At 33.5% G+C, this 22,545-nt stretch carries 17 protein-coding genes; 13 read left to right on the top strand and 4 right to left on the bottom strand.

Features of this window, described 5'->3' with window-relative positions:
* Positions 1 to 95: 95 nt before the first annotated feature.
* The 7 genes from H6622_05370 to H6622_05340 all read left to right on the top strand — a co-directional run bounded on the left by H6622_05370 (position 96) and on the right by H6622_05340 (position 9,072).
* Positions 96 to 629 (top strand): hypothetical protein, encoded by a 534-nt coding sequence (locus tag H6622_05370; protein ID MCB9060929.1) that lies wholly within the window; start codon positions 96 to 98, stop codon positions 627 to 629.
* A 91-nt stretch (positions 630 to 720) separates the two neighbouring features.
* Positions 721 to 1,419, top strand: a complete 699-nt coding sequence (locus H6622_05365; GenBank protein ID MCB9060928.1) for a hypothetical protein — start codon at positions 721 to 723, stop codon at positions 1,417 to 1,419.
* Positions 1,420 to 1,734: 315 nt separating this feature from the next.
* Positions 1,735 to 2,346 carry a hypothetical protein gene (locus H6622_05360; protein ID MCB9060927.1) on the top strand — a complete coding sequence of 204 codons (612 nt, stop codon included), beginning with the start codon at positions 1,735 to 1,737 and terminating at the stop codon, positions 2,344 to 2,346.
* A 244-nt stretch (positions 2,347 to 2,590) separates the two neighbouring features.
* Positions 2,591 to 3,286, top strand: a complete 696-nt coding sequence (locus tag H6622_05355) for a hypothetical protein (GenBank protein ID MCB9060926.1) — start codon at positions 2,591 to 2,593, stop codon at positions 3,284 to 3,286.
* Positions 3,287 to 3,292: 6 nt separating this feature from the next.
* Entirely contained in the window at positions 3,293 to 4,696 is a 1,404-nt protein-coding gene (locus tag H6622_05350) for a hypothetical protein (GenBank protein MCB9060925.1), read from the top strand.
* Between the two features lie 242 nt (positions 4,697 to 4,938).
* Positions 4,939 to 6,480: a thrombospondin type-1 domain-containing protein gene (locus tag H6622_05345; GenBank protein ID MCB9060924.1), complete on the top strand. Its 1,542-nt coding sequence runs from the start codon at positions 4,939 to 4,941 to the stop codon at positions 6,478 to 6,480.
* A 435-nt stretch (positions 6,481 to 6,915) separates the two neighbouring features.
* Positions 6,916 to 9,072, top strand: coding sequence for a hypothetical protein (locus tag H6622_05340; GenBank protein MCB9060923.1), 2,157 nt, complete (start codon positions 6,916 to 6,918; stop codon positions 9,070 to 9,072).
* Between the two features lie 85 nt (positions 9,073 to 9,157).
* Here H6622_05340 and H6622_05335 read toward each other — a convergent pair whose 3' ends face one another.
* Positions 9,158 to 10,144 (bottom strand): alpha/beta hydrolase, encoded by a 987-nt coding sequence (locus H6622_05335; GenBank protein ID MCB9060922.1) that lies wholly within the window; start codon positions 10,142 to 10,144, stop codon positions 9,158 to 9,160.
* A 126-nt stretch (positions 10,145 to 10,270) separates the two neighbouring features.
* The gene (locus tag H6622_05330; protein MCB9060921.1) at positions 10,271 to 12,319 is read right to left on the bottom strand and encodes a thioredoxin domain-containing protein; all 2,049 of its coding nucleotides are present in this window, start codon (positions 12,317 to 12,319) and stop codon (positions 10,271 to 10,273) included.
* Positions 12,320 to 12,558: 239 nt separating this feature from the next.
* Between H6622_05330 and H6622_05325 the strand changes: the two genes are divergently transcribed.
* From H6622_05325 to H6622_05305, 5 genes are all read left to right on the top strand, one after another.
* Complete coding sequence (locus H6622_05325) at positions 12,559 to 13,347, top strand: lytic transglycosylase domain-containing protein (protein MCB9060920.1); 789 nt, start codon at positions 12,559 to 12,561, stop codon at positions 13,345 to 13,347.
* Positions 13,348 to 13,440: 93 nt separating this feature from the next.
* Positions 13,441 to 14,130 carry a (d)CMP kinase gene (locus tag H6622_05320; GenBank protein ID MCB9060919.1) on the top strand — a complete coding sequence of 230 codons (690 nt, stop codon included), beginning with the start codon at positions 13,441 to 13,443 and terminating at the stop codon, positions 14,128 to 14,130.
* The gene (locus H6622_05315; GenBank protein ID MCB9060918.1) at positions 14,127 to 15,224 is read left to right on the top strand and encodes a glycosyltransferase family 9 protein; all 1,098 of its coding nucleotides are present in this window, start codon (positions 14,127 to 14,129) and stop codon (positions 15,222 to 15,224) included. The genes H6622_05320 and H6622_05315 overlap by 4 nt, the downstream gene beginning before the upstream one ends.
* 16 nt (positions 15,225 to 15,240) lie before the next feature.
* A complete protein-coding gene (locus H6622_05310) occupies positions 15,241 to 16,263 on the top strand; it encodes a D-glycero-beta-D-manno-heptose-7-phosphate kinase (GenBank protein MCB9060917.1) in 1,023 nt (340 codons plus the stop codon).
* A complete protein-coding gene (locus tag H6622_05305; protein ID MCB9060916.1) occupies positions 16,256 to 16,786 on the top strand; it encodes a DUF4416 family protein in 531 nt (176 codons plus the stop codon). Before H6622_05310 ends, H6622_05305 begins: the two co-directional genes overlap by 8 nt.
* 40 nt (positions 16,787 to 16,826) lie before the next feature.
* On the opposite strand, the gene H6622_05300 is transcribed toward H6622_05305, so the two are convergent.
* Complete coding sequence (locus tag H6622_05300; protein ID MCB9060915.1) at positions 16,827 to 18,152, bottom strand: VWA domain-containing protein; 1,326 nt, start codon at positions 18,150 to 18,152, stop codon at positions 16,827 to 16,829.
* Between the two features lie 1,224 nt (positions 18,153 to 19,376).
* On the opposite strand from H6622_05300, the gene H6622_05295 reads away from it, so the two are divergent.
* Complete coding sequence (locus H6622_05295; GenBank protein MCB9060914.1) at positions 19,377 to 21,047, top strand: GHKL domain-containing protein; 1,671 nt, start codon at positions 19,377 to 19,379, stop codon at positions 21,045 to 21,047.
* Between the two features lie 8 nt (positions 21,048 to 21,055).
* Here H6622_05295 and H6622_05290 read toward each other — a convergent pair whose 3' ends face one another.
* Positions 21,056 to 22,534, bottom strand: coding sequence for a hypothetical protein (locus H6622_05290; GenBank protein MCB9060913.1), 1,479 nt, complete (start codon positions 22,532 to 22,534; stop codon positions 21,056 to 21,058).
* Between the last annotated feature and the right edge of the window lie 11 nt (positions 22,535 to 22,545).

Below are 22,545 nucleotides of genomic sequence, written 5' to 3'. Positions count from 1 at the left end.
CGTCGGCAGTTTTCCTTGTACCCAAGTAGATTCATAAAAATGGCCAGTTACCTTTTTTTTACTATGTGCTTTATGATTCATGTTTATAATAAACTATGTATAAAAAAATATTTGCTTTTGTACTCTTTTTCTTTTCCATGGAGGCACATTTGTCACAAGTCGATGCTATGTCCACTAAGACCACTCTTGAAGATTTAGTTCAAAACTCAGAACACATACTTGTTGTAAGCAATTTAAATAAACGCAAAACTTACAAAGAGGTAAAATTCCCAAAAGAAAATCATTATGCAAAAAAAGAAGAAACTGTTTATAGGGAATATATCGATGAATATAAAATAGAAGAAGTTTTATATTCGAAAACATTAAAAAAGGATCAAAATTTTTGGGTTTGGCAAATGCCAAACTACAATGAATATGTGATGAGAATGATGCATGAAGAAGGTGTTTTAGAATCACCATTCGTTTTTACCTACAAATCAAAATTTGAAGTAAAGGGAAATAAATACATCCTCTTTTTGTACAATATGGAAAATGCACTTCATGAAAAAACTTACGAAAATCGTGAAGGGCAAAGTGAAGGACTTGAAGGGACTCAATTAATCAAAGATTTACTCAAAAAAAGAAAGTAAAAATTCTCAATTTATCTCAATCTTAAGATGAACGAAGTTGACAAAAAATAGTATTGAGACTATTCGGGTGTTACCAACATCTGGAGGAGTAATGCAGACAGTTTCAATAAAATCTATTTTCTTCTTTCTTTTTCTATCCACCAATTTGTTTTCAATTGAAATGAAAGCAGAAGAATTTATGAAAAGCTATAATGAAATTCTAAACGGTTTTGCCCCCGGTAGAGAAATGATCATGACTATCTTTTTTAAAAATGAAGAATTTGAAAAATTCATCGATACTGAGTATCTTCAAAAATATAACTGCAGCTATTCAGTAAAAGTAAAATCTGTCAGATTAAATGAACAGTATGTTTTAGATTTTAAAACGCCAGAGAATAAGTTATTTGAAGAGTCAGCACAGAACCTTGATTGCATTGAGTTAATAGATTCACTCAATCAAGAGAAAAAAGAAGTCGTACTAAGTAAAATAGAGAATTCACCGTTTTTTTATGACAATATAAATGAAATAATAAAACACCACGATGTCGAATATTTTAAAACAAAAGAAAATGATTTTGGAATTAAATTCACCCAAGATGATGAAAAATTTGTGTTTCAATTTGAAAAAATATCAGAAAACAAATATTTATCCTTTGTTTCTCTCACATTTGAAGATGGTGAAAAAGAAGAATTCACAGGTGAAATGTTATACGTTGATGTAGACGTAGAAAAATATTTTGGGCAAGAACTTACTCATATTGAAGATGTTCAGGTCAATAAAACTCTCGAAAAAAGCGATATAACTAAATAGATCGTATTCATATATCTTAAGGAGGCGTGCAGCTGTCGATCGTTGTGCCTCCTCTTTGTCTGGGTTTTACTTAAAAAAGATGAAAGTCTTCTGGTTTTGGTGTGAAAACAGTAAATTTTTAACGATCGAGTAAAATTCAAATTTACAGTAGGGAATCTTTTCCTAACTCCATAAAAATTTCAATCAAGTGATTTTAGCTGATTAAAATATTGTCTTGATAGTTCTCTCTCGCTTTTGTGGCGCAGTTTGACTTGATGAATTTAGAGCACTATAAAATTATTCATGTTGAAATTTATTTTGCTTATACTTCTTTCAATGAGCGCATATTCAAAATCTGCTGAGCTTACTTCCAATCTAAAAGTAGGCGATGTCATTTTATTACCTCTCGATTGTGGAGAAGTCTGTGATGCCATTAGTTCTGAAACTGGAACTCCTTATTCTCACGCTGGATTGATCCTTAAAGACCCTAAAGGCGGAATCGTGATCGCTGAAGCTCTTAGTGAGGTGCAGATTACATCTCTGAATCGATTTCTATCCAGAGGAAAAAAAGAACAAATGGCAACCGTTCTACGCTTCTATGAACTTGATGAATTATCCTTAGACTCCAAGCGCTTTAAAATTTTTGAAAAACACATCTGGGATAGATTTATGAAAAGTTTCTATGGCCTAGGTTACGATAATGAGTTTCTTTGGGACAATAAGGACGACCAAGGAAGAGAAAAACTCTACTGCACTGAACTCATCACAAAACTTGTTAATCTTTATCTTAAAGATACTTTTCCAACCTTTCCTATGAGTTATGATAAAAGAAAAGAATTTTGGGAAAGGCAGTTCAAGGGAAGAGTTCCTGAAGGTCTCCCCGGAAATTCCCCATCAGACTTTTTCAGATCATCCCTTCTTAAAATCATTGGACAATACCAACTATAATCCAACTACGTGTAAGATTATACGCAAGCATGAGTGCAAAAAAATTTAAGGAGAATATTTCCTTTGATTTTAAAACAAAAAATAATTCTTATAAAAATGAATAAACTTGTTGAGTTATAAACATATATATTACGCGACTATAAATGTCGGGTAATAATGATCAAATTTTCCGCATGGAAATAAAACTCTGAGCATTCGATAATTGATTAGAATGGTGTTCTTTACACTTATCAATGAGGCCCATATGAAAGAAATAATCAGAGAGATTATCCCACGTCAACAACAACAAGATCGTAAAAAAGTAAGAATGAAATTTAATATACCCGTTGAAAAAGTAGATACCAAGGGCGGAAATTCTACCGTCATTGATGAATTCAAACAGAAAAGAGATGTTAGAAAAAGAAAAATACGTACAGAACTACGAGAACAACTTTCTGCAGAAAAGTATATCTCAAATATTGTTGGCGAACATACTGAACATCGAAAAAAACACTTTCTAGACTACTATGAATCCAAACTCCAAAAGATGTTTCCTCACATACTTCTGGATGTCAATATTGCCTTTGGGGCAGAATGGCACAAGTATTATAATCATCTCAAAATTATTGAAAGAATTTGTTCTACCTATCTAGCACTTTATCCAGTAGGAAGAGATAAAAAATTCGCACTAAATTTTGAACTAAAAGAAGATAACAAAAATATTGTAGGGACTTTTTACGCCAGAAAACTCAAAGGTGTTAATGAAAAGTGGATCAAACGTGTAATTGCTCCGGCCTTCAGTGAAATTCGAACCAATCTCTCTAAGTTTGGTCTGCAATTACAATATACCCTTGAGTGGGACCTCTACGGAAATCTTGAAGAATTTAAATTTACTTTTGCAGTTCCAAAAGATTTACAAATAAAAAGATATAGAAACAACAAGGTCATGATTAATAGGTGATAAATAATGAAAAAAAAATTAGTAGATGTATTTAAAAATGTATTAGTCGCAATATTAGGTATTACATTTTTTTGCTCTGTGGGCCTTGGATTTTTTCAGTATAAAAAATGGGAAGAACAAAATAAACAAAAAACAGATCAAGTTGCAAAGGTAACAACAAGACTAAAAGTTTATGATTTTAAAACGTTAAAGGAACGTAAAAATTTCTTAGAAAGTGAACTTAATTGGGGAAAAAACACTCAAAACGTTTTAACCAATCTAAAAGATCAAAATAAAGGACATCAAGGCGTTAAGAGTGCTCTAGAGAATTATATTCTAAAAACTAAAGATTTAATCCAAGTTATAGATTCAAATGATGTATTTGCTAAAGCTGAACAGAAAATGAGAGAATTTTATCTCTTTGGTCTAAACCGCAATTACAAAAATGTCTCTGAAATTGCCGAGAAATATTTTAACAAGTGGAAGATAATTAAAAAACATATTTTAAAAACAAGAATTCTAGATCTCAAAAACTGGAGCGTCCTTTTAGATAATGCAAAAGAGCAAGTAGATGAATCCAATTTGAGAGTGCAAAACAAAAGAAGAATTCTTTCAATGATCGAAGAATTAAAAGGTCAAGAAGAGAAATTAACTGAAGTCATCTCAAAATCGAATTCATATATAGAGGCCAGACAATCAGTGAATTTATTTGCAAATCAAAAAGTTGAAGAGAACAAAATTTCAGGGATGATGGTTATTTTATCTATGATCGCCTCTGTACTGGTCGCATTTTTATCTCTCTTAGGGATGGTCAAAATTATCGGTGTACCTGAAAAATCAAAAGAAATCTTTTCTTCGCAAGTTACTGATAAGAAGAAAATGGAAAATATATTGGATGCTATTAATTCTCCCACAGAAATTCCTGAATTACCTCTTACTGACGAGTCGATTGTAAGCTTTGAGGAAGAGACATTTGAAGTGAATGAATTACCTACAAATAGTTTTTCCGATACAACGAACTTAACCTCTGTGGTTCAAGAAATTATTTTTGACTTGTCTCCCTTAACAGAGAGATTAGATCTCAATGTTCAATTCAATAATTTAGCAACCCATATGGTAAAAGGTAACCATATGGAAATCTATGATGCCTATGAGGCAACACTCTATGAAATATTCACCTACATGGATAATGTTGGAGCAAGCAAGGATTTTAGAATTGATATAAAAGAAACTAATGGTAAGACTGTCTTAGAAGTGAGATTTCATACACCTGGATTTAATGCAGGATCAACTCAACTTCATCATACCCTTGGACCTATTGATAAGAAGTTAAGAGAAAGTGGTGCTCAGATTGGACTTAAAAACGTTTATTCTGGAAAAGCCGACTTAATGTATTCTTGTGTAGATTTACGTTTTGAAAAGGCAGCATGATTTCCAAAAATCTTCTAGCATTATATATATCTTGATTTGAATCCTATTTGTTAATACCCTTATGCCTCGAATAGTTGTCAATGCTAAATACCTGAAAATTATGACCTCTATTTGTAACCTATTGTAAATGGAGAAGCTAAATATTTTTAAATTGATTCTAGGACTTGAGAACAATTAAAATATAACCGAGATGTTAATATTAATTGAGATGTACGTTGACTGTAAGATTTCTAGGAGTAGTTATGTTAAGGATTTTTACAATCATATTATTTACTTCTTTTCTCACATCCTCATGCGTCCCAGGAGGCGGAAGTGGTACCGGTAAAATTAAAAAAAGTAAATCTTCCATAAAGAATTTAGATGGTACATTTCTAGAAAATGAAGATAATTCAGGAAATTTCAATCAAAATTCAGAAACATATTCTTGGGAAATTCAAAGTATTTATGGAGAATGTTCAAATAAATGTGGAAGTGGAATCAAAACAAAAATTGTACATTGTAAATCTTCATTTGGAGCAATAGTTGGTGATCAATTTTGCACTTCTTTAGGTAATAAACCCATAGATTCAAGTTCATGCCATGATGAAAGTGAGTGTGGACCTAACGGATCAGGAAATTCTCAAATCGAAACTCATTGGGTTGAAACTGATTGGGGAGATTGTTCGGCCACTTGCGGACATTCTGGCCTGAAAACAAAAACAGTCTACTGTGCCAGTGTTGCAGGTGTTCCGTTGGATGATGGAAAATGCGATATTGATATAAAACCTCCTACAGAAATGACTTGTAGTGGTGCATGTGACGGGCAAGGAAGTGGAAGTACATCTTCTGGTTCTAACGGGCAAGTTGGAGTTGGTTACACTTGGTTTAAAGGGCCCTATGGATCATGTGAAGGGCCATGTGGAATAAACAGAGGAACACAGACACGTGTCGTTTACTGTAATAGCCTAAATAATCAAGCAACCTCAGACAACTATTGTCGTTCAATCACTAGGCCAAGCTCTACTCAATCTTGTACTATTCAATGTGAAGATAACGGAGGAGGAAATGGTGGAGATGATAACGGAGATGGAACTGGTAGCGACGGAGGAGATAATTTAGAAAGCTATACTTGTACCGGAACAAAACCATCTAACACAGTAGCGTCTACTATAGATAGTGGGCCAATTGATGCTAATTATTCTTGGGTTTTTGCTGACCCTCTTACTTCTAGGCCATGCGAGTTTCAATGTGTGCAAGGTAAAATTTGGGACCCAATAAATTCAAGCTGTATCAATCCTCCAATAGCTTATGAGTGGAATATATTTTTAGATTGGAATGCTTGTACAGAGCAATGTGGAGGAGGAGTTCAAACAAGAACTTTCAAATGCTATGAATCTGGAACAAATAATCGTGTTGATGATTCCCTTTGTGCTGGAATTGAAATGCCGTCTAATCAAAGAACATGTAATACACAAACTTGTCCAATAGATCCTCCTCTTACGAAGAGACATTGTTGGAATGCAGGGAGTCCTGCAAAAATAATAGAAACCACAGCAGACGGTGAGTATATAAGGGATTTAGAAATATGCCCAATACATGAAAACGGTGGAATTATGTGTATTGATGACAGATCAGGGGATAATGGTACTTGTTGTAAAGATGGCGAGGCCGCTATTAATGGATTCTGTGTGACTAGACAGGGAGTAGGGGGTCCATGCTATGCAACCAATGGCTGCCAACAAGGGCTTGAGTGTAAAAATTTAAGTTATGACTGGAACGCATCTAGAACTTGCCAGCCAAAATAGAACATCATTTGATAAAGTGAAAGATGTCATTGGAATTTTTCGAAAGACATCTTTCCTCATAATCTTAAACTAATAATTATTAAAATTTAGAAGATCAGGTAAGAGAAATTAATTTCCATGAACCGGTATATGGACTTCTTTATAAGAACGATGATATCCAAGGAGTGAAACAGCTTTCAAAGGCGAATCTATTTTAGCACCGGTCAAACTGCCAACTACAGGTCACTATTAAAAAAACTATGAACTTTATAGTATCGGTTTAACTATCTGAATTTATATAGTTAGTTATTCTCTTTGCAAGTTAAATGACAAATTCAATTACAATTTAACTATATCATAACAAAGAGATATCTTTTGAATAAGCTGTTTGTCATTCTGATCCACCTTTTCAGTCTTCTTATTTTGAGTACATCCTGCTCAAAATCAAAATTTAATATGGAATACAGTAAGGAATTTCTAGAAGAATTAAAACAAAAAAACAAAGGAGAAACTCCTAAAATAACTGTGGTGAGCGTAAATAATCATTCCAATTCTCTAGTTTCAGAAATTGGCACATCTTTATCAATCAAATGGATAGATTCTGATGATGATAGTGATGCCAAAATTTCAATATTTTTAAAAGACAACAATAGTGGGCCTTGTTCTCAAGGGACTTTGCTCATTTCTGATATAAGTGAAAATGATAAAAACGATTCATACTCTTTCAATTCATCGGGTGTTAAAGATGGTTCTTATTATTTTTGTTTGAAGATTGAAGACGAAAAAAATAATACCACAGAATCAAATTCTTCAAAAATTATGTTTTACCAAAGGGATGTTTGTAGCTGGCATGGTTCAGTTGATGATGATTGGTTTAACCAATTGAATTGGATCGGTTGTACAGGAGGCATCCCTAATAGTGCAACTCCTATTATTGTGCTAGAGGGAGCTGATCAAATGCCACTAATCAATTCAAATATCGACATAGATAGCTTTGCCCCTGGTAGAGGAGGTGGAACGATCTATATGTCAGGGGTTTCAACTCTAAAACTTAGGAGTACTTCTGCCAATATTGGATCCAAAATAACAATTGATGGTGACAGTGCTTGTACTAATTGTTTATTCACAGGAGATGGTTTAAATAACATGTATATCTATAACCAGGCCACTTTAGAAATTAAAAATAAAGTGAAAATCAATGTGGGGTATTCAAATAATATATATGTTGGTCTTGGAAATTCTCCAGGACATCTTAAATCGAGTAGTCAGTATTTACAAACTGAATATTGGCCAAATTTTGTAGGTCACTCTAATTCTCGGATTATTATAGACGGATACGATACTGATCAGATGAGTTCAATTGAATTTGATCGAGTGATGATAAATGATGTTACCTGGTGCTGTGGAACAGATGGAAGAATCATATTTCAAGACCATTATGAAATAAAACAATTCGATAATGTGCATTTCTTTGCAAACCAAGGTCATTACGTAGACAGTACACTCAAGTTTTATTCTTGCGAAACAGCAGAATTCACAGATAAAAATTGGGACGGTCTAAGGTTTTATAATGGCAGAGAGAAAAATGATTCTATCAATGCCTCCAATTGTAGTGGAGTCCGACCTGGCATAGTGACTATTTCAGAAGACTTAGTCCACAATGGTGAATATCTTGAAGATGATCCCAATGATGTTTTCAACTGGTCACAAACTTCAACCATATCGTACAATTGCAAATTTACAAATGATGGCGGTGATAACCAATGGTACAATCCTCAAAACTGGAGCGAATGTAATGATCGATCAGGCATTCCAGATATACGCGATTACGTTTATATCCCTCTAAATGAAAAAGTAAAATTATCTCTGCCAGCATCTATACAAGGGTTTGATGGTGGTGATGGTGGTGGTGTCGTCGAATTAAGACCTGGTTCTCAATTGCTATTGGCCAATCAAGAAGCAAATCAAGTTAAAAGTGATATTAATATCAAATCATCCGATCCAGTGTGTACGACATGTCAAATTTGGGCCGCTAAGGATTTATATATACTCAACTCTTACTTATCACTCTATGATGGCGTGGTATTAAGATTGTATTATACTAGAAATCTCTATGTAGGAAGATCTGATGACATTGGTGGTGAATTTAAAACAGATGTTCTTAAAAGTGGAAGCGCTCCCCAAATCACTAAATATGGGGAGAATATGTATAATTTTGGTAAAATTATTGTGAGTGGGACTCAACTTTTATACTCCAAAATAAATATTAATGGACTAAGAATAAATGATGGATACTTTAATAACACTCTAATTGAATTTAATGATTATTTTCAAATAGACAATTTTAATGGATTCAATTTTTCAAGCTCTAGGGATCAGAATATATCACCTCTTATTAAATTTAACGACTGCACTCATTCAATATTTTACAGTAAGAATTGGTCTAATTTCTCTATTAATGCAAATTTCACATCAAACTACAATTTAGATTTTTCTGGCAATAATTGTCTTGGCAATGGGTTGATCACTATTTTTGGAGAAGGATTAGGTTTTAGTGATATTTTTGCAAATGATCCAGGAGCAGATATAAACTGGCAAGCTAACACATTATAAATTTAAAATAGATGTGTTTATCATAAGTTTACTTAAAATCACCGTACTTTACCGCAGTAATATACGCATACGCCATCCGGGTAGGTCATTCAACTCTCTTGATGTTTTGTTCAATGAAAAAAGGTACCATCTTATCTAAGAGTTTAACGATCACTTTTTTCTCAAAACCATGGCCCATACCTTGAATAATTTCAAGTTTTGAATTAGGAATAACTTTTGCCAATTGAATACCATGCTCAACAGGTATCAAAGGATCTTGTAAACCATGGATAATTTGAGTCGGGATTTTCACTTGCTTTAAGTTGTCAATCCGAGGACCTGAACTGATGGCCGCTAGAAACTGGCGATGTTTGCCATCCCAATCATGTGAACGTTTGTAAGTCTCAATAAGGTCTTTTTTTAATTCTTTCTCATCATAGGAATAAATTGGACTGCCAATTGTATTTAAAAAATGTGTTCCATATTCTACAAATGAATCTACTCCTCCAGATAAATCAGGAGTCATGAAAGCTATTTTTATTATATCAAAATTTGGCCAAGCAAGAGTAAGATCTCCAGAAGATGTCATGATGAGACTCATGGATATTACCTTTTCAGGATATCTAATCGCTACTTCTTGAGCAATCATTCCTCCGAGAGAAACACCTGCAAGATGGGCCTGCTTAATTTTTAAGTGATCCATTAATCCGGCAACATCATAGGCCATATCTTTTAGAAAATAAGCTGGACCCATTCCTGTTAGGCGATAAAAAGGAGTAATATGTTTAGCTAAATGCTCATTTGTTGCCAACATACGGTCAGACAATCCAACATCTCTATTATCAAATCGAATAACTCGAAAATTATTTTTAAGTAATTTTTTTACAATTGGATCTTTCCAAGCAATAAGTTGCCTACCTAAACCCATGATGAGAATAACGGCAGGATATTTTTTGTTTCCAATATCTTGATAGGCCATTTTAAGCCCATCTATATTTGCCAAACGTGTTTCATAAGGGCCAGTTTTTTCTATCGGTGTATCATTTGATAACACTCCAAAAGACATAAATAAGAAAAAAAAGATCTTTTCCACTTTGTTACCCTTCTGAATACTTTGCTCATTGGGTCCTCAAACTAATTATGAAAGAGACAAAATCTTCTCGTTAATATTTATTGATACTATGGGTTTGATATGTAGATTTTCTAAACTAAAATTAACTTATTCTTCTTTAGTCCCTGAAAGTGTTTCAATCAACTCATTCAGAGATTTTCCGCTTAGCTCACAAACCTCTAAATTGCATACCTGCCAAGATTCATCTTCTCGATCATGATAATCAACGACAAATCTCGTAAGTAGATTCGATGTGAAATCTCTAAAGACTTTCGTCTTCGACCATGACCTAGGTACCTTAAGACAACGAAAAACAAGATCTGGATAGGTCAGTGCTCTTAAACCTTCTCCAGCGCTGAGTGGTTGCTTTAAAACAGAATTTGTATGTTTATAAAAAATTTCAGAATACTCTTTCAATATATCCCTATTTAAAGTGAGAACTGCATATCTTTTCACAGTGAGAATAAAAGTAGATGCTGGAGATTTGAAGGATAAATCATAAGGATCTACTAACTGATTAGGGTAAAGCTGAATACCATCATCACTCACCATACGAGTTGTAAAAGAATTATCTCTAACGAAATTTTTTAGAATATAAGGAACAAGTAAATCTAACTTCTGTTTAAAATTTTGATCTCCAGAAATTTCATAAGATCTTAATAATAATTCAGCAAAAAAAGAGTAATCTTCGAAAAGTGCATGCTGAGAATCTAATGTTGTAGAATGCTTAATCTGAATATTTCTTTCAGACATTTCATGAAAATTTGTGAAGGTTTTAAGAACAGGTCCCAGCATCTTGTTATACAAATCCATCGCCATTTTTGAAATGACTTCAATCTTACAATACTGAGCAACGTCTATGAGTGAACTCAATAAATTGAAATTCCAAGAAGCTACCCCCTTATTGTCAGTTAAAGGTGGGATACGCAGTTTTCTCTCTTCTAAAAGTGCTGCTTTTACAAACCTAACGACTGGCCAGTTCTCTTGAGTCAGAAACTCTTCCTTATACCTCGATCCTAAAGAAACAACATTAAGACTTCTTTCAAAATTTCCCTTCTCTGAAATTCCAAACCACTTGATGATCTCGCTGCGTTTTTTTTGTAAAATTTCTTCTTCACTGTCGTGAGTGTTCAGTGCATCTTCAAATTCTGAATGTGTAAAACAATGATAGAGTCCTTCGACTCCTTCACTATCTGCATCTTGAGCTGAAAAGAAATGACCTTCTTCAAAGGACATTTCGGCATCGAGGTATTCAATCGTTTGAATCATTGAATCATAGACCTCAGGTGCTCCAAATAAAATAGACGTTTTGGCGAGCAAACTTAACATTCCAGCTTGATCGTAAAGCATTTTTTCGAAATGAGGAACTAACCATTCTTGGTCAGTTGAATAGCGATGGATTCCACCCCTAACTTGATCATATATTCCACCAAAAAGCATCGATTCAATGGTTTTTATAGTATGATTTGCAGGATTTCCATCTATCATGCCCTCAAGCATTTGTTCCACTGACCAGAGATAATAGGAAAATTGAGGAAACTTAGGTTCTTTTCCAAATCCCCCAAACTCAACATCCATATATTCCTTAATGGCCTCACATATGGCCGAGGGGTGTGGAAAATGTCCTTGAAAATCTACTTTACCTTCTGGAATTAAACCTTTTGCTAATGTTTCACTTACTTGTTTAGCGTTTTCATCAACTCTTGAGCGTTCGTTGTGAAATGCTCTATCCATCTCTAAAAGTATTTCTTTAAGGCCTGGTCTGTCTTGTGTTCCCTCTTTTGGGAAATATGTCCCAACAAAAAAAGGTGCAAGATCAGGTCTTAAAAAAGCTGACAATGGCCAGCCTCCAGATCGCGTGAACAATTGACAGGCCTGTTGATAATAATGGTCAATATCTGGAAATTCTTCTTTATCAACCTTTATCGCAATAAATTTTTTGTTTAATATCTCCGCTGTTTCATGATCTTCAAAAGACTCATGGGCCATCACATGACACCAATGACATGTACTATATCCAATAGATAAAAATATTGGTTTGTTTTCCTCAACGGCCGCCGTAATGGCCTCTGGGCCCCACGGCCACCAATTTACAGGATTATTTTGGTGTTGCTTTAAATAAGCAGACTTTTGTGCTTTAAGTCTATTTGTTGACAAACGGGTCTCCTTAGTTGATTTCACCACTTAATTTATCAAAACTGACACAGAAAGTGAGAAAATATTTCAACGCTTTGTTGCATGATTTGTCATTTCGTTTGCGGCCAGGTATACCCCGCTTCATGAAATTTGAAAGACTGCAACATTACCAGCTCGCGGGCCAGGAGTGGCACTTTTTGCGTAAGTACCATCCTAGAAGGTTTATACGCGTTTTTTCACTATTGTTTCTCAAATTCATTTTGTTACTCAGCACCCTTATTTGTTCATACAAGTTTGGCAAAAGAACACTTTGCCCGTTAGTAGAACATTTCCCAACAAAAATTATTAAAAATGAATTATTGCTTCTTAGAAAATATATAAAATTCAATTTTAACCAAAATAATTTAAACCAAAAAATTACTCATAAAAAACATAATTATTACCAATTCAATGCTCCTGAAGGTAGCTTCAATAAATTTAACTTAGAGGCCCTTTCAGAATTTGATAAGAGTGAGCTTAAAATGGCCATTGTAAGCGCACTGCCAAATGTTCTCAAGTTTAGGGCCTATAAATATATTCCCAAACTGCTAGAGGAATGCGAAAAACAACAAGTCGATCCCCTGTGGGCATTTTCAATTATGTGGGTTGAAAGTCATTTCAAAACACTGGCCTTAAGTCATGTTGGGGCCCAAGGGCTTATGCAAGTGATGCCCTATACTGCAAATTATTTAGCAACTAAAATAGATTCAGAACAACTTAAAATAGATAGAAGATCCTTCAATCCATTTACCAACATAGAGATGGGTGTGCATTATCTCAAAGAACTCATCAATACATTTGAAGGGAGCTATCGTTTTGCTACAGTTGCTTATAATATGGGCCCCTTTCGAGTAAAAGATCGCCTCAAAAAGAAACTTCCAGTTGGTGTTCGCAATAAATACTTAAGTAAGGTAAGACTTGCTCACAAGAAAATAGAAGGTGCCCTAATCGAAGCACACATTGCAAAACGTCCGAGAACATCACAAACTTTATATATGGCAAAAAAATAGCTACTTAGATTCAGTAATATCTTAACAAATTTAGCTTAAATTCAGCACTTAAACATGTTAGAAAGCTTCTTTAACTTAAGAAAAGGTTAAACTGTGATTGAAAAAGTTGTTGCGATAGATGGGCCAGGTGGTTCAGGTAAATCGACAATTGCAAAAAAATTAGCTGATTCATTGAAATTCATGCATGTTGATACAGGAGCTTTATATCGAGCGCTTGGTCTTGTCGCAAATAGAGATAATATTCCCTTTGAAAATGATCAGGTTCTTCAAGATTTCTTAAACAATTTAAAAATTGAGTACTGTCCAACTCCTGAAATACTCATTCGAGTAAATGGAGAAAATTTGACACAGTTAATTCGAGATCATGAAGTTTCTTCACTGGCCTCTCAAATTTCACAATTGCCATTAGTTCGCGAGTTTCTCTTAGAATTTCAACGACAACTACCAGGTCTAAGAACTTGTGTTATGGAAGGAAGAGATATCGGAAGTATCGTTTTTCCAAATGCATTTTGTAAGATATTTTTGACAGCGAATTTAGAAACACGAACAGAAAGACGCTTTCTTGAATTAAAAGATAAAGGCGAGCTTGATATTGATAGAGAAATGATTAGCGAAGATATCAAAATTCGAGATCTTGCTGATATGAATCGAAAAGTTGCACCACTTGTACAAACCGATGATGCAATATATCTAGATACAAGTGAATTGAACGAGGAGCAAGTTTTGCAAAAGCTTAAAGAATTTGTCAAAATGAAGGCCCTGGAGCACAATCTAACTTTATGAATGAAGTTTTTATAATAAATAGAACTGACGCCATTGGTGATACAGTCTTAACAATGCCGGTTTGTAAGGCCATCAAGGATAAATATCCTCAGGCCAAGATATATTTTTTGACTTCAAAAAAATGCATAGATTTATTTGATAATCACCTCTACATCGATGGACATTTCTTCTATGGGAGAGGGCGAAATTTTTTCACTAAATTTTATTATGTAAGAAAGATATATAAAGAAATCAAACCAACTCATTACATTTATTTTGGTGGAAGTCATTTCCCAAGTTTTATGGCCTGGTTTTGCGGCATAAAATTTAGGGGTGGGCTTGTCTCTAGATTTTTATCTTTTTTATTTCTTAATAGGGGAATAAGACAACAAAGATCTATGGTTGAGATGCATGAGGCAGAATACAATATGAATTGTCTTAGGCCTCTAGGCATTGAGTACACTTGGGAAATGAGAAATACTCTCGATTGTGGGATTTTCCTGACAGAAGAAGAACTATCTGCTTGTCAATCCGATTTTCGAAAAACATTAGATGAAAATGGACTTGATGGTAGTAGGGAATATGTCTTTATCCATCCCGGAATGGTTGGTCATACGCTTAACTGGTCTTCTCGAAATTATGGGCGACTGATTATTCGTTTAAGTAAATTCTATGGAGATCGATTTAATTACATTATTTCCTATACTCCTTGGGATAATAAATATTTACTTGGTTTGAAGGAAGTTTTAAAAGAAGAAAATTTCAATAAAAATGAAGTCTTTTTCTTTAATGGACTAACTAAAGGCCTTAGGCATTATATGTCTATTCTGAAAAATGCGGCCGCTTTCATTGGCCCAAGCACTGGAACAACACATCTCGCTAACGTTCTTGGAGTCAATACCGTGGCCATTTATTCTCCAATAAAGGTTCAATCAGCACTTCGTTGGGGACCACTGCATAATAATGATCGACTTGAAAAAACCATACCAGATGTTGTCTGTGGCGAAACAAAAAAATGCGCAGGTGAATCTTGTCCATATTTCGATTGTATGAACAAAATTGAAGTCGCCGATATCTTTGATAATGTTTATGAATTGATCGATCGAAATCACTAAAGACGACGGAGGAAGAATGAATATTATTTCAAAAGAGCGTTTAAATGAAATAACCTCAAAATTTAAGGATATCCGGCCTCTGATGGTCGTAGGAGATGTTGGGGTAGATAAATATACATTAGGAGATGTAAATAAAATATCTCCAGAGGCACCAGTACCTGTTGTTGAAGTTTTTAAGGAATGGAAGATACTAGGTCTAGCTGCGAATATTTCAAACAACCTAATCGAATTAGGTGTTGAAGGTACATTATTTGGAATCATTGGAAATGATTCTGCGGCCACTTTTTTTGAATCCTTGCTTGAAGAAAAGGGTTTAAAAACTTGGGGAATTGTTAGAGAAGATGGCCGTCCTACGACTTGGAAAGAAAGAGTTACAACAAATATGCAACAAATTTGTAGAGTCGATTTTGAATCAAAAGAAGCAATATCAGAGGATACCTTAAAAAAGGTTGTGACAAAAATTAATGAACTATCTTCGCAACATGGTGCAATCATTCTTCAGGATTATGGCAAAGGTATGATCACAAAAGAACTTGCTCAGAATCTAATTGGACTAGGTCGGGAGCAAGGAAGACTAGTTGCAGTTGATCCTAGTAGAACAACCGGCCCTTTGGTCTATAAAGGCGCTCATCTACTAAAACCTAATCGTTTAGAATCGAAATTAATGATCGAATATCTTGGTTACCGCTATGAATCTGTACAAAAAACAGCTGAAATTCTGGCCGATAAACTTGATCTAAATAAAGTCGTCATTACTCTTGGAGGAGAAGGGATGGCCCTTTATGATAAAGAAAAAGGCCAAAATACTCACTTTATTCCAACCGTGGCCAGTGAAGTGTTTGATGTCTCTGGCGCTGGTGACACAGTGATTTCGCTTTTAGTGTCTTCTCTAGAAGCTGGTGCAACTCTAGAAGAAGCAGCTTGGGTAGGAAATTGTGGTGCCGGAGTAGTTGTTGCCAAAAAAGGTACTGCTACGGTTTCAAGAGAAGAATTGAAAAATTACCACGATCTTTTGATCAAAAAAATTGAGCATGAGTGAACTTATCAAAGCTCCAAAATGTTTTTTTTCTGGAAGTATCTTATACAATTCCACTCATCTCAGTGAAGTTGATATAGTCAATATTTGGATTGAAGAAAATGGCCCAGGAGAAAAACATATTGTAGAGCACTTTCCTATGAAAAAGTATTACTCAGAGGAAATGGGCGAAGAACATTCACTTAAAAGGATTATTTACTGCTCACATATTCTTGTTGATAGAGAAAAGTTTGCAGACATTAAACTATGGGCCGATAGAATCGAAAAAAAGTATTCTATCAACTCTAAACGGATAGTAAATATCGATCCTGGACTACTGTGTCTAGAGAATTTTCAACTAGCAACGGGAAAACCCTATGCACATAGAGTTTATCTGAGAGATGGGGTCTATAGTGATCTTACATACCAGTTCCAAAAAAAAGAGGCAGTTACGTTTCCATGGACATATCCTGATTATTTGGAACGAGATGTAAAAAACTATTTTCTAAATCAAAGAGAAATACTAAAGAAGAAAGGCCCTATTTAGGGCCTTTCAATTCACCACCATAATTTTACGCAACGATTATTTATTCTTTAATCTCATATTTAACTTCAATCTTACTTCCCACTCCAGGTAGAGCGTCATCATGAAATAATATTGTTTTATCTTCTAAGGATAATGTGTAACTTTCTGAAGAAACTAATTTACCATCAACTATCACACTTACAGACTCTAAAGAGAGAGGTACTTTAGTAAGTAAAAAACTTTTTGAAAGTTCAACAATTCCCTGTCCCAAATCCTTTAAACTATCGGAAAAATCTCCTGTTAGACTGATTTGTTTACCACCAGTAACTCTCGACGCCTCTAAATAAGCTCTTGCCTTGTCTTCATCTGAATATTCAGGTTGAACAGGAGCTTCCAAATGTACAATCGAATGGACTTTTGCCAAATTTTTGTTTGGTTTTAAGGCCAGTAGAGATGATAATTCTTGTTCTACATAGACCTTCGCAAAATTTGCATTTTCACTCTTATTCAAAATTCTTTTTATTTCTTGTTGTTTGAAATCTTTTAATAATTCTTTTATATCATCATTTTGTTGTTCACTACAGTCAAAGTACTCCTGTCGATACCAATTCTCTTTTATTTGACAAATCTCCTGTTTCAATTCGAGTTCTTTTGCATCCATTAAACCATTTTCAAATAAATTTTCAGCTTTTTCTTTCAAAGTAAATGCTTCTTCATCAGATAAGATGATAACCAATGTATAAGCATCTTCTCTAAAAAAATCTGTATACTTTTGTTTATCTAGAAAACGATTCATGGTTTTTAATGCTTGCTCACTCCCACTTCCATTTGTCCCAACACTTATATATTGTTGAAAATCACTAACAAATTGATCTTTATTTTCTTTTGCTTTTGCGAGAGTAAGACTACCTATAGGATTGACTTGATTTCCATCTTGTTTGAGTTCTTCACATTTAGAACATGACATACTTGTTGTTGTGATTGCCATTTTAAAATCAATGTCAGAATCGACAAAATATTTCGCAAGAATTTGAAAGTTTTGAGCTAGTCTTTCTTGATTGTCGGCCATTGAGCCAGAATTATCAATGACCCATAAAATATCAAATTTGGATTTAATTTCTTGAGAAGACATTAAAAATCTATCAATTTGGATAATTGGAATAGGACTCTTTTCGTCATCAATAGCTGGCTCTTCAATAACTACTGGAACTTCGTCATCAACTTGTTTACTATTATCAGAGGGGATGGTTTCATCCTCCTTCTCAGCGACTTTTTCTTTTTTTAATCCAAACGTTTCTTTCTGAAAGAATTCACCATCTTGTTGACAACTAACTAAGTAAGTTAAAGCTAGTGACATTAAGATAAGTTTTGTAATTTGCCTTTTCATCTCTACTCCAAACATGTTTGGTTAGTTTTCATAAAACGTACAACCAATAAGTAAATATCCCTGGGAGTAAAAAACATACGTACAACAATGAACAGACGTACAACGAACCCTATGGATTTGTTATCTTCACCCTTTTATTTTCTTGTTAGTCTTTATTTCCAACAATGAATTAAAAAACTATGTTCTAATCCGTCCAGATATCAATAAGTTGCAATTATGAAATACCTAGAAAGTTTTCTCAACAGTCGCCAATTTATTTTGCTATAGGTTATAAGATGTTGATTTTAAGTTATAGCCCATAAATATGGTCTAATTTTAAAAAGAACCTTCATAGTGAGTGAATGAAAACATTGATTTAAGGACTCTAAATTCCTATAAATAGTTAGTCTGAACTCAATGATATTTTTAGCTTGTATTACTTGAGTTCTGTCTTAGAATAGTGATACCAAGGACAGGCGCCATAGGATTGGTTGAAAACCCGTGTGACAAAGGTGACCAGTGAGCGAAAGCCCTGGGAACAAAGTCCCGCTCTAAGTAGATTATATGAGTTTGGGATTGCCGTAGCGGTAAAAAGATCACTTTCTTGTCGGGCAGACCGACATTATAAACTTAACGGGTCAAGGATTTGTGGAGAACAATTCTTTGAAGGAAGTGGATCTTTTTCGGAGGACGCCAATGGGGCCTTAAATGGCCAACTCACCACTTTCAAAAATTAAAAATTTAAAATTGATATAAATCATTATGAAGTATTGCATTTCATAAAATGTTTGGAGGATCGGGAAGTCGCGCGCCCTTGTATCCTCCTTTTTTGTTCTAGTTGACATATCATTAGGAAAACTGTGAGATTCAAAATATCATGATTTTTATCAAGTTTTATCTTTCTGGATGTCGAGTAGATTGGAACTTCTATGTATGATCCGATAGTGAAAAGTATTTATATTGCTTTCACTTGTAGGAAAAATGCAAAAAAACTCCATAAATCACCTCATATCAAATAGTTATTTTATGAAATAAGTTTTCTTTTTTTAGTTTGATAAAAATTAGACAAATGCGATTAAAAATTATGTTCATTAAATAAACCATGTAAAAAATTGATGGACCAAAAAAATATAAGTTAAATTATTAAAAGCTGGTATATGATGTGCTCTTTATTAATATGAAATCGGTTTAGTTTTGGTCAAGAGTTGTTTTTATATTTTCTTCCTTTGTTCTATCTTATTAGGTATGAGTTCGGTACATGCAAGTGAAAATATAAAAATATGTGAAAATAAACACCTTACAAATCTTGAGCAAATATTTAGTAAAAATATGGCCTATGATTTACTTAATCAATTGAATATAGGCGTTGTCGTTGTAGATAAAAATGGAATAATCGTAGATTTTAATGAAGCATTTTTAAACCAAAAAGGTCTTTCTCTACAAAATGGAAATCTCATAGGTAAATCCTCTCAAAGGTTGAAAAATGACAAAAACCGTCTTTTGGCCCTAGGAAATAATGCTGATTCAAATATTGGAATTTGGAATAGCTTAAATAGTTTTTCATTCTGGAGTGGGCTCCATTTAGATTATAGTCCTAGTGGGATATTTAATCTTCAAGGTACAGTCGCCAACACTTTATATTTTGAAGGTGAGAAATATTATGTTCTCTATTCTCAGCTCTTAAATAATTTACTTCTGGGAAGTGAGACGGATTATTCAATGTGGGTCTGGGGGCATGATCTGAATAATGCTGCCTCAATTCTTGGTAATGTGCTCGCTGTTTATTTCTCTGAGCAAAATTTACCATTAATAGGCCAATTGAATGTGCAAATTGAGAATTTGATAAATAAAATTAAATGGCTACAAGATAGTTATAGAAAAGTTCAACATATCGTTCCTCAAGACCAATTAGAGCGCAGAACAAGTTTGAAAACTAATACGGAAAAGGTATTTAAAAAATCAGGTCTATGGATTGCGATAATAGAAAAATCACCATTTCCAATTTCGATAATAGAAAAAAATAGCTTCATATTTAAAAATGAAGTGTTTAAAAAAAGTTATTACTCAACTGAAATCGATTCAATGTTATTTGATGAAGTTCGAAATATTATGAATATTTCATCTTCATCCAAAAATTCAAGACCTTTCATTTTTAATGTTTATTTAGATGAAAGTTCTAACAGAATAATTTTATATAAATCTCTTTCTAGGCAATTTATTATATTTTCCCAGGATATGATGAAAAATCTTTTAGAAATAAAAAAGTTAACCTCTGAAATAGATCCCAAGGGGGAGAAGGAAAACAGAGGATTTAATATATTGGATCACACAATAAATCGAATGATTGAAATGGTTAATGAGATGATTTTAGTTGCTCAAAACAATATGATTCAGAAAAATGGTGAAATCCATCACATTAAAAAAGTTATTGAATATTTCAATAAACATCTATTCGAACTAAAAATTGGAGATTATCCAGTTTACTTTGAGTCTGATATATCAAATAGTTATTTAAGTTCAACTTGGCAATGGGTTGGGAATTTATTCGATTTAGAACGTGTGATTGAAAATTTAATTAAAAATGCTCAAGAAGCTCTGAAGGATTCAAATGAAATGGATGGGTATGTAGATGTCCATTTTTCTATTGAAGAGACTGGTGGAAATGAAAACGAGAAAAAATTAAAGATTACGATAGAAGATAATGGACCTGGTATTTTGAGAGAAATAATAGATAGTAATGAATTTGTTTCCAATGGGTTTACAACTAAAAAATACGGGACTGGAACTGGTCTTGTTAATGTCAAAAAAATTGTAAAGAGTTTGAATGGTACAATCAAAGTCGAAAATAAAGTTATCAAAGGAACAAGATTTACAATAACATTTCCAATTAGCAAAAAATATTATGCACAGGAGTAAATTTGTTTTTATTCATCGATTTTATTTGGTGGGATGAAGTTGTTAAAATCGCTATGACGAATTCTTTGATTTACTGTATCACTGTCCAATTCTTCAATATCTCTTTGGTCTATAAGTTGGGCCTCCAAAATGGGTTTAACTTCTTTTTCAGTTTTTAAATCACCAACAGTTCTTTTACTATCCCAAACTTTGTCTGTTCTTTTAAACGTTTTTCCAAGATTTTCCCACCTCTCATTTTCCATGAGTAACCAACAACTCAATCCATCATATTGCTTACAAGTTTTATCTGCATATTTGAAAAATTTATCTTTTTCACCTTTCAATATTGAAATAAAAGCAAACATCATATCTACTTCAAAAGGAGGAGTGTTCCGAAAAAGCTCGAGTAAGTAATTTAGATCTTCGATCGCGGCCTTATAATCCTCTTTGCGAATTTTAAAGGCCGCAATGAGCGAGAGTTTAGCTCTTTGGTTAATGTGTTCTTGTGTTTTTCTCTTTAAGAGTTCTAGCCCATCATTCCATTTGTCCAATTGCCAAGCTAGTGGAACTGATCTTTCAAGTGCATTTAATGAATTTCTTTTACTTTTAAGAGCTAACTGAAAATGTCCGTAGGCCATTTCATATTTACCTCTAATCAAGTTAATTGCACCTTTTATATTTTCAGCGTTTGGCCCGTCAAGATCTTCAACAAAACTCAAAGCACGATCAAAATCTTTTATATGATAATAAACCAAGGCAATCATTTCTCTAATCTTATTTGACTGGTAGGCCTCTGCTGGTAAACTAGGAATTAGTTTTGCAAGGATATTATATTTATTCAGATAGAGCCCGAATTTAAACCATATTCTTATACTATCAAGTGTGGTGAAATTTGAGTTGAAAATATTAACAGAGGTGGCCGAGAGTATATCACGATTTTTCATGAAGATTTCTTTAAGATTTCTAAACCAAAGTTGATCGTTAGAAGAATATTTTTCAGTAATGGTAAGACATTTTTTAAAATAGATAACAAAATCTTCTTTTTTATTAAGGATGAGCTTATTAAGCATTTGCAATTGACAAATTTGAGCAAAATAGTTCTCTCTCAAGAATTCTTTTCGATCTAAAATATCATAGGATAGTTCATAGTCCCCATTTATAAAATGTATGAGGGCAATATATCGTTTCTTAACTATAGAAAATGAACTTTTATATTCATCTATTCGATCAAGAATATAGAGAGCTCTTTTAGTATCTCCTGATAAAATTAATTTTTTGGCATCATCAAATTTATCTAATTCCGATTTTTTTAAATCTCTTTCTTGTTTGTTTAGAAATTCAATAATTTCATCCTCGGTCATCATCGTCCAAGACTTTCTTCTAATAATTTTTTTTCTTTTATCTTTTGCTATTTTTTCTCGAATTATATCTTTTTTTGTGACATAGGGAGTTGCCCCAAAAACTAGGCCTGGTAAAATTTGCAGCAATATTAAGAATACTGAATTCATACTAACTCTAT

Source organism: Halobacteriovoraceae bacterium (assembly GCA_020635115.1).
In the GTDB taxonomy this organism is placed as follows: domain Bacteria; phylum Bdellovibrionota; class Bacteriovoracia; order Bacteriovoracales; family Bacteriovoracaceae; genus JACKAK01.
This window is presented reverse-complemented; position numbering and strand designations above follow the sequence as displayed.